This window comes from Thioclava sp. L04-15 (assembly GCF_002020275.1).
Classification (GTDB): Bacteria; Pseudomonadota; Alphaproteobacteria; order Rhodobacterales; family Rhodobacteraceae; genus Thioclava; species Thioclava marina.
This window is the reverse complement of record NZ_MPZW01000005.1, coordinates 13,694-32,663: the sequence shown is the minus strand read 5'-3', so window position 1 is coordinate 32,663 and position 18,970 is coordinate 13,694. Positions and strand designations below refer to the sequence as shown.

The window sequence follows — 18,970 nt, the reverse complement described above, 5'->3', positions numbered from 1 at the left end:
CCGCTGCTCCTCCCGCGATGCAATACTCACAAGCGGGAAAGAGCCGGATCTGATCGTGTCGTGGGGATCAAGAAGCCGCCACTGGTCAAATGACATCGGCTTTCCGGCGCTCGTCGGCGAAACAGGGGGCGGGGAGCGGCGGTTCTGTGCTTTTGGGCACCATTTTTGACCCTATTGGTCATTTGTTTTTACCGATTTGGTGAAATTTTTCCGCAAAACGCTGGACATTCCCTTCCCACCGTCCCAACTATGTGCCCGTCTCAGCCAAGGGAGGAAGTCATGGCGCAACGGGTCGAGCGGAACGGTCTCAAGGTGGCCGTCGAACTGGCAGCCTTCATCGAGGATCAGGCACTGCCCGGCACGGGTGTCGCAGCCGAGACCTTCTGGGAAGGGCTGTCGAAACTGCTGCACGAGCTGGGGCCGCGCAATCGCGCACTTCTGGACAAGCGCGAGGAAATCCAGTCGAAGCTTGATGACTGGCACGCGCATCACCGTGCGGAAGGCTTCGATTTCGACGCCTACAAGGCGTTCCTGAGCGAGATCGGCTATCTGCTGCCTGAAGGGCCCGATTTCGAGATCGAGACGCCCCCGACGGATCCCGAGTTCGCCACCGTCTGCGGGCCGCAGCTCGTGGTTCCGATCACCAATGCGCGTTATGCGCTCAATGCCGCGAATGCACGCTGGGGCAGCCTTTACGATGCGCTCTACGGTACCGATGCGCTGGGCGACCTGCCGCAGGGCAAGGGCTATGACCCCGAGCGTGGCAATCGCGTGATCGCACGGGCCAAGCAGTTCCTCGACGAAGCCGCCCCGCTTGCCGGCGGCGGCTGGGCCGATGTGACTGCGCTGCGCGTGGAAAACGGCGTCTTCTTCGTGGAGAACGCGGCCGGAGAGACCGGGCTCGCGGATCCGGGCCAGTTCAAGGGCTTCAACACCGACGAAGAGGGCGCGCTGTCGGAAGTGCTGCTCGAAAATAACGGTCTTCATATCGTCATCGAGATCAACCCCGCCACCGAGGTCGGTCAGTCCGATGCCGCAGGCATCGCCGATGTGATGCTGGAAGCCGCGCTCAGCTCGATCATGGATTGCGAGGACTCGGTCGCCTGCGTCGATGCCGAGGACAAGGTTCTAGCCTATGGCAACTGGCTTGGCCTGATGAAGGGCGACCTGCGCGAGAGCGTGAGCAAAGGCGGCGAGAAATTCACCCGCAAACTGGAAGGCGACTATCAGTTCACCGGCGCGGGCGGCGAGGCGATCACGCTCAAGGGTCGGGCGCTGATGCTGGTGCGCAATGTCGGCCACCTGATGACCACTCCCGCGATCCTCACCCGCGATGGCGAAGAGGCGTTCGAGGGGCTGTTGGACGCGATGGTCACCACGCTCTGCGCGATGCATGACCTGAAGAAGACCGAAGGCCCGCGCAACTCGGTCACCGGCTCGGTCTATGTCGTGAAGCCGAAGATGCACGGGCCCGAGGAAGTGGCCTTCGCCAACGAGATCTTCGACCGGGTCGAAGACGTGCTTGGCTTGCCGCAATACACCGTGAAGCTCGGCATCATGGACGAGGAACGCCGCACCTCGGCCAACCTCAAGGAATGCATCCGCGCCGCCAAGCATCGCGTCGCCTTCATCAACACGGGCTTCCTCGACCGCACCGGCGACGAGATCCACACCTCGATGCAGGCCGGTCCGATGCTGCGCAAGGGCGAGATGAAGGGCCAGCCCTGGATCGAGGCCTATGAGGATCGCAATGTCGATATCGGCCTCAAATGCGGGCTCGCGGGCAAGGCCCAGATCGGCAAGGGAATGTGGGCGATGCCCGACCGGATGGCCGACATGCTGGAGGCCAAGATCGGCCACCCGCTGTCGGGCGCGAACTGCGCCTGGGTGCCCTCGCCGACGGCGGCGACGCTGCACGCCACGCATTACCACAAGGTCGATGTGAAGCGCCGCCAGCAGGAGATCGCCGCGATGAACCGTCCCTCGCGGCTCGACGATCTGCTGACCATTCCGCTGGCCGCCGGCAAGAACTACTCCGACGAGGAGATCCGCGACGAGATCGAGAACAACGCGCAGGGTATCCTCGGCTATGTCGTGCGCTGGGTCGATCAGGGTGTGGGTTGTTCCAAAGTGCCTGACATCCACGACGTCGGCCTGATGGAAGACCGCGCGACCTGCCGGATCTCGAGCCAGGCAATCGCGAACTGGCTGGAACATGGCGTGGTGTCGGAAACGCAGGTCATGGAGGCGCTGCGCAAGATGGCCGCGGTCGTCGATCGCCAGAACGAGGGCGACCCCAATTACACTCCGATGTCGCCGGGCTATGACGGGTTCGCCTTCCAGGCGGCTTGCGACCTGTGCTTCCTCGGGACCGTTCAGCCCTCGGGCTATACCGAGCCGGTGCTGCATCAGCGCCGTGCCCAAGTGAAGGAGGAACGCGCATGATCACGCTCGAACAGGCGCAGACGATGATTAACGTGGCGCTGGCAAAAGGCGTCGAAGAGGGCTGGAAGCCGCTATCGGCGGTGGTGCTCGATGCGGGCGGCAACATGCAGGCTTTCGCGCGCGGCGACGGCGCGGCGCCGGGTCGGTTCGATGTCGCGCGGGCCAAGGCCTACGGTGCGGTGATGCTGGGCATGGGCGGCAAGGCGCAGATGGCGCGGGCCGAGGCTCAGGCCTATTTCATGGCCGCAGTCAACGGTATCTATGGCGGCCAGACCTGCCCGGTGCCGGGCGGCGTGCTGATCCGTGACGCCTCCGGGGCCGTGATCGGCGCGATGGGCGTGACGGGCGATTCCTCCGATAACGACGCCGAAGCGGCGCTCGCGGGGATCGCAGCGGCGGGGCTCTCGGGCGAGGCCTGAGTTCAACCGACACAGCTTTCGAGGGGCGGTCCGGCATCTGCGGATCGCCCCTCTTGCGTCGCGCTGATGCCCGCGCGCCCCCTCGCGCCATTGACGCCGTGGCTCGGCTCTGGCAGGGGAGGGCGCAAGCAAGGACCAGAGATCATGAACCTGTTTTCCGATATCCGGGCCGCGGTGATCGCGGCGCTCGACCAGATGGTTTCCGAGGGCAAGCTGCCCGCGGGGCTCGATTATGCGAACGTGGCGGTGGAGCCGCCGCGCGATGCGCTGCATGGCGATATGGCGACCAATGCCGCGATGGTGCTGGCCAAGCCTGCGCAGGCGAAGCCGCGCGACATCGCTGAGGCGCTCGCGACGAAACTGGGTGAGGATGCGCGGATCTCGACGGCCGATGTGGCCGGCCCCGGCTTCATCAACCTGCGGCTCGTGCCGTCGGTCTGGGCGGATGTGACGCGAGCGGTGCTGACATCGGGCACGGATTACGGCCGCTCCGATCTGGGGCGCGGCGTGAAGGTCAACGTGGAATATGTCTCGGCGAACCCCACCGGTCCGATGCATGTCGGCCATACGCGCGGTGCGGTGTTCGGCGATGCGCTTGCGAGCCTGCTGGATTTCGCGGGCTACGACGTCACGCGCGAATATTACATCAACGACGGCGGCGCGCAGGTCGATGTTCTGGCCCGCTCCGCCTATGAGCGTTACCGCGAGGCTTGCGGCCTCGAGCCGGAGATCCGCGAAGGTCTTTATCCGGGCGACTACCTGATCCCGGTGGGCGAGGCGCTGAAGGCCAAATATGGCGAGAGCCTGCTCGACAAGCCCGAAGAGGACTGGCTCTCGGATGTGCGTGAATTCGCGACCGAGAAGATGATGGACATGATCCGCGAGGATCTGGCGCTTCTCGGCGTGAAGATGGATGTCTTCTATTCCGAGAAATCGCTCTATGGCACCGGCCAGATCGAGGCGGCGCTCAAGCGGCTCGAAGATCTGGGTCTGATCTATGAGGGCGTGCTCGAGCCCCCGAAAGGCAAGCTGCCGGAAGATTGGGAGGAGCGCGAACAGACGCTCTTTAAATCGACTGACTATGGCGATGACGTGGATCGTCCGGTGAAGAAATCGGACGGCTCCTGGACTTATTTCGCGCCCGATATCGCCTATCACTGGACCAAGATCGAACGCGGCTTCGACCTGCTGATCGACGTGTTCGGCGCCGATCACGGCGGCTATGTGAAGCGGATGAAAGCGGCTGTCGCAGCGCTGAGCGAGAACAAGGTCACGCTTGATATCAAGCTGATCCAGCTGGTGAAGCTCTTCAAGAACGGCGAGCCCTTCAAGATGTCGAAGCGCGCGGGCACCTTCGTCACGCTGCGCGACGTGGTCGAGCAGGCAGGGGCGGGTGTGACGCGCTTCCACATGCTGACGCGCAAGAACGACGCGCCGCTGGATTTCGACTTCGACAAGGTGCTGGAGCAATCCAAGGACAACCCGGTCTTCTACGTGCAATACGCCCATGCGCGTATCTGCTCGGTGCTGCGCAAGGCGGCGGAAGCGGGCTGGGACATGTCGGATGCGCGTCTGGCCGGGACCGATCTCTCTGGCGACTGGCACGAGGCCGAGCTGACGCTGGTCAAGAAGATCGCCGAATTCCCGCGTCTGGTGGAAATCGCCGCGCGCGCGAACGAACCGCATCGGGTCGCGTTCTACCTCTACGATCTTGCCTCGGACCTGCACAGCCTGTGGAATCGTGGCAATGACGATCTGTCGCTGCGCTTCCTGCAAGAGGGCGACGAGGACGCATCGGCGGCGAAAATCGCCCTTGCCCGGGCCTGCGCCGTTGTCATTTCCGCCGGTCTTGCTATTCTTGGCGTGACCCCGGCTGAAGAGATGCGCTAACGCACGCCGCCGGGAACAGGCAATTCCCGGGCAACCGGACAAGGCCGGATAACCGGCGGCGAGGCGACGAGCATGGCGACCTACGACTACCGCGAGGGTGGGGGTTACGGGTATGAATACCCGCAGCCCCATTACGCACATCCCGAAGAGCCCGCAGCCGAACCCGCGCCGCGGGCCATGTCGCGCTGGGTGAATGTGGCGGGCGCGCTGACCTCGGTGGCGATGCTCGGTGGGCTCGTGGTCTGGGGCTACCAGCTCGCGATGCGCGATCTCAATGGCGTTCCGGTGATCCGTGCGATGGATGGGCCTGCGCGTATCGCGCCCGAGGATCCGGGCGGGGAGCTTGCGCGCCACACCGGATTGGCGGTGAACGATGTCGCGGGCACCGGGCAGGCAGCCCCCGCGCCCGATCAGGTGACGCTCGCGCCGGCGCCCGAAGGATTCACTGACGAAGATTTGCCGATGGGAGAGCTGGCGCGCGAGATGGAAGGTGCCGACGGCGCTCCCGAGACCGCCGCTGGAGGTGACGCGGTCGCCGCGGCTGTCTCAGCGGTCACGCCCGCCGTGCTCAACGCCGATCCTGACCAGATCGCCGCTGCCGAAAGTCCCGTTCAGCCCGCAGCCTTCAGCCCGGCCGAACCCGAGAGCCGCCCCGATGAAGTGGCCGCCGAGGCTGAAGCCGCTGCCGAGGACGTGACCGGTGTGATCCCGGCTTCCGTTCCCGGCGTCGCCCGCTCGCCGCGCCCCATGGTGAAGCCGATGCGTGACACGCTTCTCGCGGCGGCGCTCGAGAGGGCCGTGACCTCGCAGATGTCGGGCAACGCGGCAGAGGCGGGTGTTGTCGATCTCGATCCGGGTCAGCTCGCGTCGGGCACGCGGCTCGTGCAGCTCGGCGCGTTCGACACTGCCGAAGACGCGAAAGGCGAATGGGATCGGATCGCGACGCGGTTCGATGCCCTGATGGCAGGCAAGAAGCGGGTGATCCAGAAAGCGAGTTCGGGCGGGCGCGATTTCTACCGCCTGCGGGTCGCCGGGTTTGACGATGTGACCGAGGCGCGCCAGTTCTGCGCCGCGCTTCTGGCCGAACGGCAAAACTGCATTCCGACACAGGTGCGCTGATGGGCGTCGCCGCGATCTTCGGCTGCGAGGGCCCGGAGCTTACCGCAGTCGAGCGCGATTTCTTCCGCGAGGCTGACCCTTGGGGTTTCATCCTCTTCGCGCGCAATATCGACACGCCTGAACAACTCGCGCGCCTCACTGATGCCTTGCGCGGCGCCGTTGGGCGCGATGCGCCGATCCTGATCGATCAGGAGGGCGGGCGCGTGCAGCGGATGCGTGCTCCCCATTGGCGCGAATGGTTGCCGCCGCTGGAGCAGGCCGCGCGGGCAGGGGAGGGCGCGTCGCGTTCCTTCTGGCTGCGCTCGCGGATCATGGCCGAAGAGTTGCGCGCCGTGGGTATCGACACCAATTGCGCGCCCACCTGCGATATCGCCGGGCCTCTGACCCATCCCTTCCTGCAAAACCGTTGCCTGGGCCAGGATACGGCCAGCGTGATCGCCAATGCCCGCGCCACCGCGGAAGGGCTGCTGGCGGGCGGCGTGCTGCCGGTGATCAAGCACATTCCCGGCCACGGGCGTGCGGTGGCCGACAGCCACAAGGATCTGCCGGTCGTCGAGGCGTCCAAGGCCGATCTGACCGCAAGTGATTTCGCGCCCTTCAAGGCGCTCTCCGATCTGCCGCTGGGCATGACCGCGCATATCCGCTTTACCGCGCTTGATGATGCGCCCGCGACGCAAAGCGCGAAGGTCATCGCGATGATCCGCGAGGAGATCGGCTTTGGTGGCCTGCTGATGAGCGACGATATCGGCATGGAGGCGCTTGCGGGCGGCTTCGGCACCCGCGCGGCCGCCGCGCTCGCCGCAGGTTGCGATCTGGTGCTGCATTGCAAGGGCGACATGCCCGCGATGGAAGAGGTTGCGCTCGCCGCGCCGGTGATGAGCGATCAGGCGATCGCGCGGGGAGAGGCCGCCCTCGACCGCCGCCAACCGCCCGAGTCTGTTGACATGGCCGCGCTCGATGCCGAACTTGAGGCATTGTTGAGCGGCAGGGCGCATGGCTGAACCCGAAAACCTGTTTCAGACCCAATCGGTGGCGGATCGGCTTCAGGCCGAGGCGCTGATCGTCGATGTCGACGGGTTCGAGGGGCCGCTCGACCTGTTGCTGACGCTGTCGCGCACGCAGAAGGTGGATCTGCGCAAGATCTCGGTGCTGCAACTGGCCGAGCAATATCTGGCCTTCGTGGAGCGCGCCAAGGCGCTCAGGATCGAGCTTGCCGCCGATTATCTCGTGATGGCGGCCTGGCTTGCCTTTCTGAAGTCGCGCCTTTTGCTGCCGCCCGATCCAGAAGCCGAGGGGCCGAGCGCCGAGGACATGGCCGCCCATCTGGCTTTCCAGCTCGAACGTCTTCAGGCGATGCGCGAGAGCGCAGCGCAGCTGATGGCGCGCGACCGGCTGGGCCGCGATACTTTCGTGCGCGGCGTCTCCGAGGAAGTCGCGCGGGTGCGCAAGATCACCTATACCGCCTCGTTGATGGAGCTGATGCAGGCCTACGCCCGCATCCGCACCCGCGACGAGTTCCGTCCCTATGCCTTTGATCGCACCAACGTCTTCACCATGGAAGAGGCGCTCGACCGGATGCGCGGGCTGATCGGCTTTGCGGGCGACTGGTCGGAACTGACGACCTTCCTGCCCGATGGCTGGGCCTCTGATCCCAAGCGCCGCCGCTCGGCCACCGCCGCGACCTTCGCGGCCTCTCTGGAGATGGCCAAGCAAGGCCAGATCGAGATCCGCCAGAGTGATACGTTCCAACCCATTTCGATCCGGAAGAAGACATGAGCGACGAGCCGGAAGTGACCGACGAAAAAGAACAGACGCTGTTCGCGGCCCCGCCCATCGCGGAGCAGGAGCGCATGGTCGAGGCGATCCTGTTTGCCTCCGCCGAGCCGGTGACGATCCGCGAGATGGAGGAGCGCATGCCGCATGGCTGTGACCCCGCCGAGGCGCTGGTGCATCTGCGCAAGCGCTACGAGGGGCGCGGCGTGCGCGTGGTGAAAGCGGGCGAGGCCTGGGCCGTGCGCACGGCCCCCGATCTGGCCTTCCTGATGCAGAAGGAAACGGTCGAGGAGCGCAAACTTTCCCGCGCCGCGATCGAGACGCTCGCCATCATCGCCTATCACCAGCCCGTCACCCGCGCCGAGATCGAGGAAATCCGCGGCGTCGCCGTCTCGCGCGGCACGATCGACCAGCTCCTCGAGATGGAATGGATCCGTTTCGGCCGCCGCCGCATGACCCCGGGTCGCCCCGTGACTTTCGTCGTCACCCAAGGTTTTCTGGATCATTTCAGCCTCGAGAGCGCCCGCGACCTGCCGGGCCTCAAGGAGCTGCGCGCGGCAGGGTTACTGGACTCGCGCCCCCTTCCCGGTGCAAGCTCGGACGAAGACGACGAGGACGAGGCGCAAACCGGCCAGTCCGAACTTTTCGAGGATTGAAAGCGGCTTCTCCCATGAACCTCAACCAGATCATCAACATGATCATCCGCATGCTGGTCCGTCGCGGGATCAACTGGGGGATCAACAAGGGCGTCGGTATGGCGTCAAAGCGGGGCAAGTCACCGCAAGAGATGACCCCCGAGGAGCGCAAGGCCCAGCAGACCACCCGCGAGGCGGTGAAGCGGGCGCGAAAGGCTGCACGGATTACGCGGAAGTTGTGAGGGGGCGACGGCGGGACGGTTTCGCGGACGAAGCTGACGTTCTATGTAGTTACTTATATGTCCGCTTCACACGGCTCACGGCATGCCCATAGCCCCGCGTGGTCACGCGAATTGACACTAATCAATTGATGCGGTGCTCCTTGCTGTAAGCTTCAATTGATGGATTTTCCGAGCCGGACACTCAGAACGGGCATGGCCAGAAGACATGCGTTTCAGCCTTCTCAAAGCATTCGAATACTTCGCCGGCGGGCTCTGGACCGTCTGGGGCGGACGGAAGAGAATCGGGGCCAGACAACGCCGCAATCTGCAGCGCTTGGTGGAAAAGGCACGACGCGACTCGCCGTTGTTTCAACGTCTTTATGCGGATGTTCCGCCATCGGCCGAGGTCGAGCTGAGCGACTTGCCGGTGACCTGCAAACCGGATCTCATGCGAGACTTTGGCGACTGGCTGACGATCCGGTCTCTTCCCCTCGAGAGGGTGCGCGAACATCTCCGCGATATCTCCAAGGTTGGCGTGCCCATCGACGACTTCGCAGTTTTCCAAACCTCTGGAACGTCGGGCGAGCCGGCGGTCATCGTGTTGTCTTCATCGTTCCTGGAATATGCCTATGGTATCATGCTGGCGCGTTTCGAGCGGTATCATTGGAAGCTTATGCGGGACCTTCGCAAGCGCGGCGCGAGGGTGACTATCACTGGCGGGAACGGCCACTTCGCCGGAAACGGGTTTAACAAACTGGTACAACGGCTGAGCCCGACATTGGCGAGGGGGCTCGGCGTGACCTTCATCGAGGCCGAGCAGCCGATCGATCAGCTCGTTGACAAGCTCAACGCGATCGCGAACGTCGCTTGGATCGTGACCTATCCCAGTATGTTGACTATCCTCGTCAAGGAAAAGGAGGCCGGGCGCCTGCAGATCGAGCCTGCGCTTTTCAGCTGCGGGGGCGAAACCCTCACGGATGAACTTCGTGAACGGGTCCTGCAGGCCTTCCCCTCACTTAAATACGGCATTGCCGACCCCTATGGCTGCACCGAATGTTTGGTGCTTTCGTTCGAATGCAGCCACGGACGCAAGCATGTAAACGAGGACTGGGTCATCCTCGAAGCGGTCGACGAGGCGATGCGACCTGTTCCCGATGGCACATTGTCGGCGACCGTGTTGCTGACGGTGCTCGCCAACGAGGTTCAGCCCTTCATCCGATACGACCTTGGAGATTGCGTTCGTTACCACACGGACCGTTGCCCCTGCGGGTCACCGTTTCGAAGTTTTCAGGTGGTAGGACGCCAGGCGACGCTGGTTCATGTAGGCGACGTCACGCTGTCGCCGCTCGTCTTCGATCTGGAACACGAAAGCGCGCGGCGCGTCCAATTGGTCCAGACCGGCGGCAGGCAATTCGAGCTGCGGATAGAACCGACCGATGGGGCGAAAGCGGAAGATGCCTTTCCCGAGGTCATCGAGGCGGTGAAACGCGTGTTTCGCGACAACGGGCTAGTGGACGTCACAGTGCGCGCAAGCAAGAAGCTTCCCGAATTCACAGCGAGTGGCAAATTCCACGAAGTGATGCCTCTGCGAAGCACCGACGCACGAAATGTGACACGATCGGTTAGCCGTCTGCCCGCGACCGAGTGATGATATGAGCGAGCTACAATTCCGTTCACCTGGGAACCTTCGGCCCCGTCACGAAGCCGCCCTCTGCCGCAGCGCTCACGATAGGTGATTAGCGCTCAATCCGGCCTACCGCCCCTGCCGCCGCGCCATGAACGCCAGCCGTTCGAACAGGTGCACGTCCTGCTCGTTTTTCAGCAGCGCCCCGTGCAGTTTCGGCAGCAGGTTGGCGCCTTCGCGTTTCAGGTCCTCGGGGTTCAGATCTTCGGCCAGCAGCAGTTTCAGCCAGTCGAGCACCTCGCTCGTCGAGGGCTTCTTCTTCAGGCCCGGCGTCTCGCGGATCTCGTAGAACTGGCTCAGCGCCTCGGTCAGCAGGCGGTCCTTGATGTCGGGGAAGTGGACGGCGACGATCTGGCGCATCACCTCCGCGTCCGGAAAGCGGATGTAGTGGAAGAAGCAGCGGCGCAGGAAGGCGTCGGGCAGTTCCTTCTCGTTGTTCGAGGTGATGATGACGACGGGGCGGTGGGCTGCGCGGATCGTTTCGCCGGTCTCGTAGACATGGAACTCCATCTTGTCGAGTTCCTGCAAAAGGTCGTTCGGGAACTCGATATCGGCCTTGTCGATCTCGTCGATCAGCAGAACGACTTTCTGTCCCGCCTCGAAGGCCTGCCAGAGCTTGCCCTTGCGGATGTAGTTCTTCACGTCATTGACGCGTTCGTCGCCCAGCTGGCTGTCGCGCAGTCGGCTGACGGCGTCATATTCATACAGCCCCTGCTGCGCCTTGGTGGTGGATTTGATGTTCCATTCCACCATTTCCATCCCCAGGCTTGCCGCCACCTGCCGTGCCAGTTCCGTCTTGCCGGTGCCGGGCTCGCCCTTCACCAGAAGCGGACGTTCGAGCGCTACGGCGGCATTCACCGCCACTGTCAGATCGGGCGGAGCAACGTAGGAATCGGTCGATTGGAATTGCACGGTGTCAGGCTCCGGCTGGCAGGGGGCGCGCAAGGATGTTGCGCAGATCGGGTGCAAACTAGCCGCGCCCCATTCCTGCCGCAAGCGCAGCGTAGGATTTGAACGCGCAAACAACCCCAAGCGGTGAAACGAGGCGTGACAACCTAAGCGTCATGCGGTAAGTGAGCGCCCGAGGAGTGTCCGATGGCGAATTTTGATCACAGTGAGACGCCCGGCACGGCAGAGAGGGCAGCTATGAAAGCAGAGGTTTTCCTTCCGGATGACTATCGTCCGGCCGAAGATGAACCCTTCATGAATGATCGACAGCTGGAATATTTCCGCCGCAAGCTGCTGGCTTGGAAATCCGAGCTTCTCGAACAATCCGCCGAAACGCTCGAAGGCCTCGCGGAATCGGCGCGCAACGTGCCCGACATTGCCGACCGTGCATCCGAAGAGACCGATCGCGCGCTCGAGCTGCGCACCCGTGATCGGCAGCGCAAACTGGTTTCGAAGATCGACGCCGCGCTGCGCCGCATCGACAATGGCGAATACGGCTATTGCGAGAAGACCGGAGAGCCGATCTCGCTCAAGCGCCTCGATGCCCGTCCGATCGCCACGATGACGCTCGAAGCACAGGAAAAGCACGAGCGCCGCGAGCGTGTGCATCGCGACGACTGATCGCGCGAAGCACGCCAGCCGATCCTTTGCGCCGCGGCGCGCAGAGTTGATTTCGCTCAAGGAATTTTCACACCGGTGCCGCGAAGGTGCCGGTGTTCTCGTTTGAAGGAGGGGCCATGCTGATCGGGCGCAAGGTGACGGTGCTGGGCGCGGGTATCGCGGGGCTGACAGTGGCACGGGCTCTGGCGATGCGAGGCGCAGAGGTCGAGGTTCTCGAACAGGCCGACGCGATCCGCGAGGTTGGCGCGGGGCTACAGGTCTCGCCCAATGGCGCGCGTGTTCTCAAGGCGCTGGGACTGGCCGAAGCGCTGGACGCGGCGGGACCCTGTGCCGAAGCGGTGCGCCTTGTCGATGGCGAGACCGGCAGCCAGGTGGCGCGGCTCGATCTGGCGCGGCTGCGTCCGGGCGAGGGCTACCACTTCATCCACCGCGCGCGGCTGATCGACCTGCTGGCCGAGGGCGCGCGCGATGCGGGCGTGCATATCCGTCTGCTTCAGCAGATCGAGGAGGTCGACTTCGCAGGTGAGGCGCCGCGGCTGGTGACGCGGCAAGGCACCGAGATCCGGACTGATCTGCTGATCGGCGCCGATGGGCTGCATTCGAAGGTGCGTCAGGCGCTCAACGGCCGGGTCGCGCCCTTCTTTACCCATCAGGTCGCCTGGCGCGCGCTGATCCCTTGCTCGGATGACGAACCCAAGGTGGCGCAGGTTTTCATGGGGGCGGGGCGGCATCTGGTGAGCTATCCGCTGGGGGGAGGCCTGCGCAATATCGTGGCCGTCGAGGAGCGCCATCGCTGGGTCGAGGAAAGCTGGAATCTCGAGGATGACCCGATCAACCTGCGTACCGCCTTTGCAGGGTTCTGCCCGACGGTTCAGCATTGGCTCGCGCAGGTTGAGAAAGTGTATCTCTGGGGGCTGTTCCGTCACCCCGTGGCCGAGCACTGGTTCGGACCGAAAGCGGCGATCGTCGGTGATGCGGCCCATCCGACTTTGCCTTTCCTTGCGCAAGGCGCGGTAATGGCGATGGAAGATGCCTGGGTTCTGGCCGATGCGCTGGCCCACCACGAGCAGGATGAGGTGGCGTTCGCGGCCTATCAGCAGGCGCGACGCGATCGCTGCGAGAAGATCGTCGATGCGGCCACGAAGAACGCGCGCAACTATCACCTCTCGGGGGCCCCGCGCACGCTGGGCCATCTCGCGTTGCGCGCCGCTTCGCGCTTCGCGCCCGAGCGGCTTGTCGGGCGGTTCGACTGGATCTATGGGCACGATGTGACTCGGGCGGAGTAGGGCGAGCGTCTTCGTTCGACCCTCGGCGCGGTACGTCTTTTCGCTGGAAGGACGCGCCTTCCAGGCTCAGCCCATCCGGAAATGCTTGGCGAGTTTGAGCCCCTGACCCTGGTAATTCGAGGCAATGCCCTTGCCGTAGAGCTGTTTGGGCTCTTCGGCCATGCGTTCATAGACCAGACGGCCCACGACCTGCCCATGTTCGAGCGCGAAGGGCGCTTCGTGGCAGCGCACTTCCAGCACACCGCGCGAGCCCGCGCCGCCAGTCGCGCCATGGCCGAAACCCGGGTCGAAGAAGCCCGCGTAATGGACGCGGAACTCACCTACCATAGCAAGATAGGGGGCCATCTCGGCGGCATGATCGGGCGGGATCGTCACGGCCTCTCGGCTGACGAGGATGTAGAACGCGCCGGGGTCGAGGATGATCCGGCCCTCGTCGGAACGAACCTCTTCCCAGAAATCCGAAGCCGGGTAATGCGCGATCCGGTCGAGATCGATCACGCCTGTATGGGGCTTGGCACGGTAGCCCACCAGATCGCCCTCGGCGGGGCGCAGATCGACTGAGAAGCCAAGGCCTTCATCGATCACCGCCTCGCCGTCGACGAGCGGCTCCTGCTGGTGCAGGATCTTCAGTTCGGGATCCGTGAGTACCGCCTGACCGGCGCGGAAGCGGATCTGATTGAGCCGCATGCCCGGCCGCACGAGGACCGAGAAGCTGCGCGGGCAGATCTCGGCATAGAGCGGGCCCTGATACCCCTCGGGGATACGGTCGAACTCGGTGCCCTCGTCGGTGATCAGGCGGGTCAGCAGATCAAGCCGCCCGGTCGAGCTCTTCGCATTGGCGACTGCCGTGATGCCCTCGGGCAGAGACAGGCTCTCCATCAACGGAACAAGATAGACGCAGCCCTTTTCGAGCACGACACCGTCTTCGGTCACCGCCATGCGATGCATCTCGAAATCATCGAGTCGGTCTTCCACCCGGCGTCCCTTGCCGGCGAGGAAGGAGGCGCGCAGGCGATAGGCCACTCGGCCCAGCCGCAGATCGAGGCTTGCTGGCTGGATCTGTTCGGGAATGATCGCGGGCTCTGCGGCGATCTCGCCGCGCGCAATCATCTCTTGCAGCATCGTGTCGGGCAGAACGCCGATGGTCATCCGATCCCTCCTGCGGATACACGAACGCCCACCCCTGCGAAGAGGTGGGCGTTTGTCGTGATGGTCGGGCCGGCGAGATTCGAACTCGCGACCTTCCGCCCCCCAGACGGACGCGCTAACCAGGCTGCGCCACGGCCCGACGAGGGGCATATAGAGCGAAGCCGCGTCCGGGTGCAAGCGGATAAGCGAAGAAATTTCATCTGGCCCGTCACGTTCCCCGACCCGTCAGTCCGGACGGATTTCGGCGTCTGGGTAAGCCGTCTGGGCGAGGCGGATCTGGAGGGCTTTGGCGCGCAGCCGAAGCATCCTCAGATCACCGCGATCGGCCGGGCTCAAACGCTCCGGATCGAGTTGGCGCAGATTGTGGAGGAGCCGCGCGAGCGAGGGTCGGTCCTTGGGCTCGACCGGCTCTCGCTTGCGCTCGATCGTCATCGAAACGATCGGGGCGGGGGGCTCGGGCTCGGGTTCCACATCGAGCGCGATCGGGGCTTCTTCGACCTCGGACTCGGGCGCATCAAAGAAGGAGCGCTGCGCGGGAGCGGTCGGACGGGGGAAGGGCGTGACCGAGCTGGACGGCACGGAGGGCGCCTCGGGGGCGGCCAGCGCGACCTCGGGCTGTGTTTCGGGCTCTGCCTCGGTCTCGGGCGCGGATGCCGGTGGGGCGGGCTCGACCGGCTTAGCCTCGGCGATTGGCGCGACGGGCATTGCCTCGACAGCTGCCGATACTTGCGGCGCCGGTGCTTTCGGTTCGGCTTTGGCGGGCGCTTCGGCGCTCTCGTCGTCAAGAACCACGGTCGATTGGGCGGAGACTTCGCGGATGCCTTCTTCGCGCAGCATCTTCTGCACCGAGCGGATCGTCATGCCCTCTTCATGGAGCAGATGCTTGATCCCGCCCAGAAGAGCCACATCGCCGGGGCGATAGTAACGCCTGCCACCGGCCCGCTTCACGGGTTTGAGTTGGGGGAATTTGCTTTCCCAGAAACGCAGAACATGGGTCGGGGTGTCGAGCAGTTCGGCGACTTCCGAGATCGTCCGGAACGCGTCGGCGGATTTGCCCATCACTGCGCCTCGTTATTTCGCGTGGTCACTATACGCGGTCACTTCGCGTTTCCGGCCGCGACGCGATCCTTCATCAGGTGCGAGGGGCGGAAGGACAGCACCCGGCGAGGCGAGATCGGAACCTCTTCCCCGGTTTTCGGATTGCGGCCCATGCGCGAGGCTTTCTCGCGCACCGAGAAGGTGCCGAAAGAGCTGATCTTCACCGTCTCGCCACGCACCAGCGCGTCGGACATGTGTTGCAGTACGCTCTCGACGAGCTGGGCGGATTCATTGCGCGACAGGCCCACCTCACGGAAGACGGCTTCGCTCAGGTCCATGCGCGTAAGCGTTTTCGACATCGTATCCCCCCGGATAACTGGATTTCACTCACAGTGACGGACCGTAAATCCCGAGTCAATATCAAGCACTTGCAGGACGGGATTGAACTGGGCGGATGCGCGGGAAATTACCAGCGCAGGACGACGGAGCCCCACGCCAGGCCACCACCGATCGCCTCGGTGACGACAATCTGGCCTTCCTTGATCTGGCCACGCGCCTTGCCGACCGACAGGGCGAGCGGAATCGAGGCGGCCGAGGTGTTGCCGTGATCTTGCACTGTGACCACGACGCGATCCATCGGAACCTGCATCCGTTCAGCCGTGGCCGAGATGATGCGCAGGTTAGCCTGATGCGGCACAATCCAGTCGATATTCTCGCCGCTCAGCCCGATCTTGTCGAGCGCAGCATGGGCGGTTTCCGAGAGCTTGGTGACCGCATGTTTGAAGACCGCGTTGCCCTGCATGCGCAGATGGCCCGCGGTGCCGGTGGTGGAGACACCCCCGTCGACATAGAGCAGATCCTTGTAGCGCCCGTCGGAATGCAGGTCGGAGGCGAGGATGCCGCGATCGTTTGCGGTGCCGGTACCCTCCGCCGCTTCGAGGATCAGCGCGCCCGCACCGTCGCCGAACAGCACGCAGGTGCCCCGGTCGGTCCAGTCCATGATCCGCGAGAAGGTCTCGGCGCCGATCACCAGCACGCGCTCTGCCTGACCCGAAAGGATCAGCCCGTTGGCGTTGGTGAGCGCGAAGATGAAGCCCGCACAGACTGCCTGCACGTCATAGGCAAAGCCGGTGGTCGAGCCCAGGCCCGCCTGGACCATGGTCGCGACGGACGGGAAGGTGTGATCGGGGGTAGAGGTGGCAACGACGATCGCGTCGATCTGATCGGCAGTCATGCCGGCATCGTCGAGCGCGGCCTGCGCGGCCTTGATCGCGAGCTGCGAAGTGGTCTCACCCTCGGCGGCAAAGTGGCGACGTTCGATCCCCGTGCGCGAGCGGATCCATTCATCTGTGGTGTCGAGCGTCTTCTCGAACTCGGCGTTCTCGACAACGCGCTCGGGCAGGTAATGGCCCACGCCGCGCACCACGGATCTGATCGTCATTGGCTGCTCTCGCTGTTCTCTGGTGCCGGGTCTGCGCCGGTTGCGACATCCTGCCCCGAGGGCAGGGCGGAGGCAACCCGTGCCGCCAGTTTCGCGCCGAAGCCCGATTTGGCGAGACGCGCGGCCAGCTCGATCGCGGCCGCGAAACCGGTCGCATCGGCCGAGCCATGCGACTTCACCACCGTGCCGTTGAGGCCGAGGAAAACCCCGCCATTAGCGCGGCGCGGATCGACCTTGGCCTGAAGTTTCTTGAGCGCACCCATCGCCAGAAGCGCGCCGAGCTTCGCCAGAAGCGTCGAGGTCAGCGCCTCTTTCATCAGCGAGGAGACGAATTTCGCCGTACCTTCGCCGGTCTTGAGTGCCACATTGCCGGTAAAGCCGTCGGTCACGATCACGTCGGCGCGGTCGCCGGCCAGTTCGTTGCCCTCGACGAAACCCACGAATTTCAGCCCGCCCGCGCTCTCGGCATTGCGGATCAGCTCATGGGCTTCCTTCAGTTCGGCCCGACCCTTGTGCTCTTCGGTGCCCACATTGAGCAGGCCGACGCGCGGCGTCTCGAGCCCGAGCGCGTTGCGCGCATAGGACGAGCCCATCAGAGCATAGGTCAGGAGATCTTCAGCATCGGCCTTCACGTCCGCGCCCATGTCGAGCATGACGTTCCAACCCGCAGGCCCGCGCGAGGGCCAGAAGGAGGCGATGGCGGGGCGGTTCACGCCGGGGATCTTGCGCAGGCGGAGCATCGAGACCGCCATCAGCGCCCCGGTATTGCCGCAGGAGACCGCGACATCGGCCTCACGCGCGCGCACCGATTCGATGGCGGACCACATCGAGGTGTCCTTGCCCGAGCGCATCACCTGCGCGGGCTTGTCCTCCATCGTCACCACGCGCTCGGCATGGCGCAGGTCGATGCGCTCACCCAGACCATGCTGGGCGATCAGCGGTTCGAGCTGCTCACGCGGCCCGTGGACGATGAAGCGAAGTTCGGGGTTGGCGCGGGCGGCCTTGGCGATCCCGCCAAGGGTCGCCGCCGGGCCCAGATCGCCGCCCATCGCGTCGATGGAAATGACGAGAGCGCCGGCTTGCGCCGGCGCTTTGCCTTGCGGGCTGGCCTGCATCTCTGCGGCCGTCATCTGGTTTCCCGTCGACTGCTGGTCCTGCGTGTTCGGCATGACATGCGGTGCGGGACGACCAGCTTACGCCGCGTCGTCGTCGAGATCGACTTCTTCGGTCATAGCGACGATCTCACGATCATCGTAATGGCCGCACGAAGCGCAGACGTGATGCGGGCGCTTGAGTTCGCCGCAGTTCGGGCATTCGGCCGGGTTAGCGGCGACGAGAGCGTCGTGCGCACGGCGCATGTTGCGGCGGGAGCGCGTGACTCGGTTCTGAGGGACAGCCATGTCTCAACCTCGGGGTTTCGGGGGCCATAGAGCCCGTGTTGCGGCGTTATAGCCCTGATTTTCCTTGTGGTTTCGTCACTTGGCCTGAAGCGGCCCTCGGGTGCGAAGCCAAACGTCGAATGAGGCCGGGAACATACTCGGATTCTTTTTGCGTGCAAGCCTTTTTTCAGCCCTTTTTTCTCGCCGTTTCTGAGGGGCTTTCGGGCCGCTGTTCCGGGCCGGGTGATTCACTCCTGCGTATCGCCCGAGTCGCGCTTGGCCAGCAGGTCGCGCAGGTTGGCAAAGGGCTTGAGCTCGTCATCGGTGATCGGCTGCGCGCCCGGTTCGGTGACCTGTGCGCCCTCGATCTCTGCCCCTTCGGCTCGCGGATAGAGTGGTAGCGCCAGTTCCAGCGCCTCGATCGCCACCACCGCGAGATCGACCACGGCGGGCAGCGGCTCGGCGCTGTCATCCTCGGGCATCTCGACCTCTTCGGCCTTGGGAAACTCCATCTCGGCGAGATAGCGCCGGGAGACCTCCTCGCGCAGATCGGTCGTGACCGGAGCGAGGGTGATCACGCATTCCTGAACGACCCGCGCCGTGAGCGTCGCGCGCAGATCCCAGTCAGAGCGCCCGCGTGGGGCAAGCTCGCCCTTCAGGCCCAAATCCTCGATCCCGACGATCCCGGCCCATTCGGCAATCGCGGCGCGCGTGGGCGCGTCCGCCTTGATATCGAAGCGCGTCGGTTTGCGCGCAGGCAGATCGGCCAGGCGCATCGGTGCGCTCCAGAGTTCTTCCGGGGCGGGCGGCAGATCTTCGGTCTGATGCGTGCTCATCTCAATTCCTTTCACGGGGCCTGGCCCGTCCGACGGGTCCGAGCGTACCACAAGCGACGACGCTTGCGGACGGTTGCGCTTGAGGG

General features: G+C 64.5%; 19 protein-coding genes and 1 tRNA gene. 11 read left to right on the top strand and 9 right to left on the bottom strand.

Annotation, left to right across the window (positions count from 1 at the left end; translation table 11 throughout):
• Positions 1–279: 279 nt before the first annotated feature.
• From BMI90_RS12010 to BMI90_RS11970, 9 genes are all read left to right on the top strand, one after another.
• Positions 280–2,445 carry a malate synthase G gene (locus BMI90_RS12010; protein WP_078529694.1) on the top strand — a complete coding sequence of 722 codons (2,166 nt, stop codon included), beginning with the start codon at positions 280–282 and terminating at the stop codon, positions 2,443–2,445.
• Positions 2,442–2,864 carry a heme-binding protein gene (locus tag BMI90_RS12005; protein ID WP_078529693.1) on the top strand — a complete coding sequence of 141 codons (423 nt, stop codon included), beginning with the start codon at positions 2,442–2,444 and terminating at the stop codon, positions 2,862–2,864. The genes BMI90_RS12010 and BMI90_RS12005 overlap by 4 nt, the downstream gene beginning before the upstream one ends.
• A gap of 144 nt (positions 2,865–3,008) precedes the next feature.
• Entirely contained in the window at positions 3,009–4,754 is a 1,746-nt protein-coding gene (gene argS, locus BMI90_RS12000; protein WP_078529691.1) for an arginine--tRNA ligase, read from the top strand.
• Between the two features lie 72 nt (positions 4,755–4,826).
• Positions 4,827–5,873, top strand: coding sequence for an SPOR domain-containing protein (locus BMI90_RS11995; protein ID WP_078529689.1), 1,047 nt, complete (start codon positions 4,827–4,829; stop codon positions 5,871–5,873).
• Positions 5,873–6,874 carry a glycoside hydrolase family 3 N-terminal domain-containing protein gene (locus BMI90_RS11990; RefSeq protein WP_078529687.1) on the top strand — a complete coding sequence of 334 codons (1,002 nt, stop codon included), beginning with the start codon at positions 5,873–5,875 and terminating at the stop codon, positions 6,872–6,874. Before BMI90_RS11995 ends, BMI90_RS11990 begins: the two co-directional genes overlap by 1 nt.
• Positions 6,867–7,649, top strand: a complete 783-nt coding sequence (locus BMI90_RS11985) for a ScpA family protein (protein WP_078529685.1) — start codon at positions 6,867–6,869, stop codon at positions 7,647–7,649. The genes BMI90_RS11990 and BMI90_RS11985 overlap by 8 nt, the downstream gene beginning before the upstream one ends.
• Positions 7,646–8,302 (top strand): SMC-Scp complex subunit ScpB, encoded by a 657-nt coding sequence (scpB, locus tag BMI90_RS11980; protein WP_210401949.1) that lies wholly within the window; start codon positions 7,646–7,648, stop codon positions 8,300–8,302. The genes BMI90_RS11985 and scpB overlap by 4 nt, the downstream gene beginning before the upstream one ends.
• Before the next feature lie 14 nt (positions 8,303–8,316).
• Positions 8,317–8,523, top strand: a complete 207-nt coding sequence (locus BMI90_RS11975; protein WP_245795014.1) for a hypothetical protein — start codon at positions 8,317–8,319, stop codon at positions 8,521–8,523.
• Positions 8,524–8,728: 205 nt separating this feature from the next.
• Positions 8,729–10,150 (top strand): phenylacetate--CoA ligase family protein, encoded by a 1,422-nt coding sequence (locus BMI90_RS11970; RefSeq protein WP_246831547.1) that lies wholly within the window; start codon positions 8,729–8,731, stop codon positions 10,148–10,150.
• Positions 10,151–10,255: 105 nt separating this feature from the next.
• On the opposite strand, the gene BMI90_RS11965 is transcribed toward BMI90_RS11970, so the two are convergent.
• Complete coding sequence (locus BMI90_RS11965) at positions 10,256–11,098, bottom strand: MoxR family ATPase (RefSeq protein ID WP_078529683.1); 843 nt, start codon at positions 11,096–11,098, stop codon at positions 10,256–10,258.
• 234 nt (positions 11,099–11,332) lie between these two features.
• Between BMI90_RS11965 and dksA the strand changes: the two genes are divergently transcribed.
• Both dksA and BMI90_RS11955 read left to right on the top strand, forming a co-directional pair.
• Entirely contained in the window at positions 11,333–11,755 is a 423-nt protein-coding gene (gene dksA, locus BMI90_RS11960; protein WP_038079468.1) for an RNA polymerase-binding protein DksA, read from the top strand.
• A 116-nt stretch (positions 11,756–11,871) separates the two neighbouring features.
• A complete protein-coding gene (locus tag BMI90_RS11955) occupies positions 11,872–13,041 on the top strand; it encodes an FAD-dependent monooxygenase (RefSeq protein ID WP_078529681.1) in 1,170 nt (389 codons plus the stop codon).
• 66 nt (positions 13,042–13,107) lie between these two features.
• On the opposite strand, the gene BMI90_RS11950 is transcribed toward BMI90_RS11955, so the two are convergent.
• From BMI90_RS11950 to BMI90_RS11915, 8 genes are all read right to left on the bottom strand, one after another.
• A complete protein-coding gene (locus BMI90_RS11950) occupies positions 13,108–14,190 on the bottom strand; it encodes a 2'-deoxycytidine 5'-triphosphate deaminase (protein WP_078529679.1) in 1,083 nt (360 codons plus the stop codon).
• A gap of 61 nt (positions 14,191–14,251) precedes the next feature.
• Positions 14,252–14,329, bottom strand: a tRNA-Pro gene (locus BMI90_RS11945).
• A gap of 86 nt (positions 14,330–14,415) precedes the next feature.
• Entirely contained in the window at positions 14,416–15,249 is an 834-nt protein-coding gene (locus tag BMI90_RS11940) for a MerR family transcriptional regulator (RefSeq protein ID WP_078529677.1), read from the bottom strand.
• Positions 15,250–15,287: 38 nt separating this feature from the next.
• Positions 15,288–15,587: an integration host factor subunit alpha gene (gene ihfA / locus BMI90_RS11935; RefSeq protein WP_038079475.1), complete on the bottom strand. Its 300-nt coding sequence runs from the start codon at positions 15,585–15,587 to the stop codon at positions 15,288–15,290.
• A gap of 107 nt (positions 15,588–15,694) precedes the next feature.
• The gene (locus BMI90_RS11930; RefSeq protein WP_078529675.1) at positions 15,695–16,669 is read right to left on the bottom strand and encodes a beta-ketoacyl-ACP synthase III; all 975 of its coding nucleotides are present in this window, start codon (positions 16,667–16,669) and stop codon (positions 15,695–15,697) included.
• Positions 16,666–17,784, bottom strand: coding sequence for a phosphate acyltransferase PlsX (gene plsX / locus BMI90_RS11925; protein ID WP_093470102.1), 1,119 nt, complete (start codon positions 17,782–17,784; stop codon positions 16,666–16,668). Before plsX ends, BMI90_RS11930 begins: the two co-directional genes overlap by 4 nt.
• A gap of 78 nt (positions 17,785–17,862) precedes the next feature.
• Entirely contained in the window at positions 17,863–18,069 is a 207-nt protein-coding gene (gene rpmF, locus BMI90_RS11920; RefSeq protein WP_038079477.1) for a 50S ribosomal protein L32, read from the bottom strand.
• A gap of 227 nt (positions 18,070–18,296) precedes the next feature.
• Complete coding sequence (locus BMI90_RS11915) at positions 18,297–18,884, bottom strand: DUF177 domain-containing protein (RefSeq protein ID WP_078529671.1); 588 nt, start codon at positions 18,882–18,884, stop codon at positions 18,297–18,299.
• Positions 18,885–18,970: the final 86 nt, after the last annotated feature.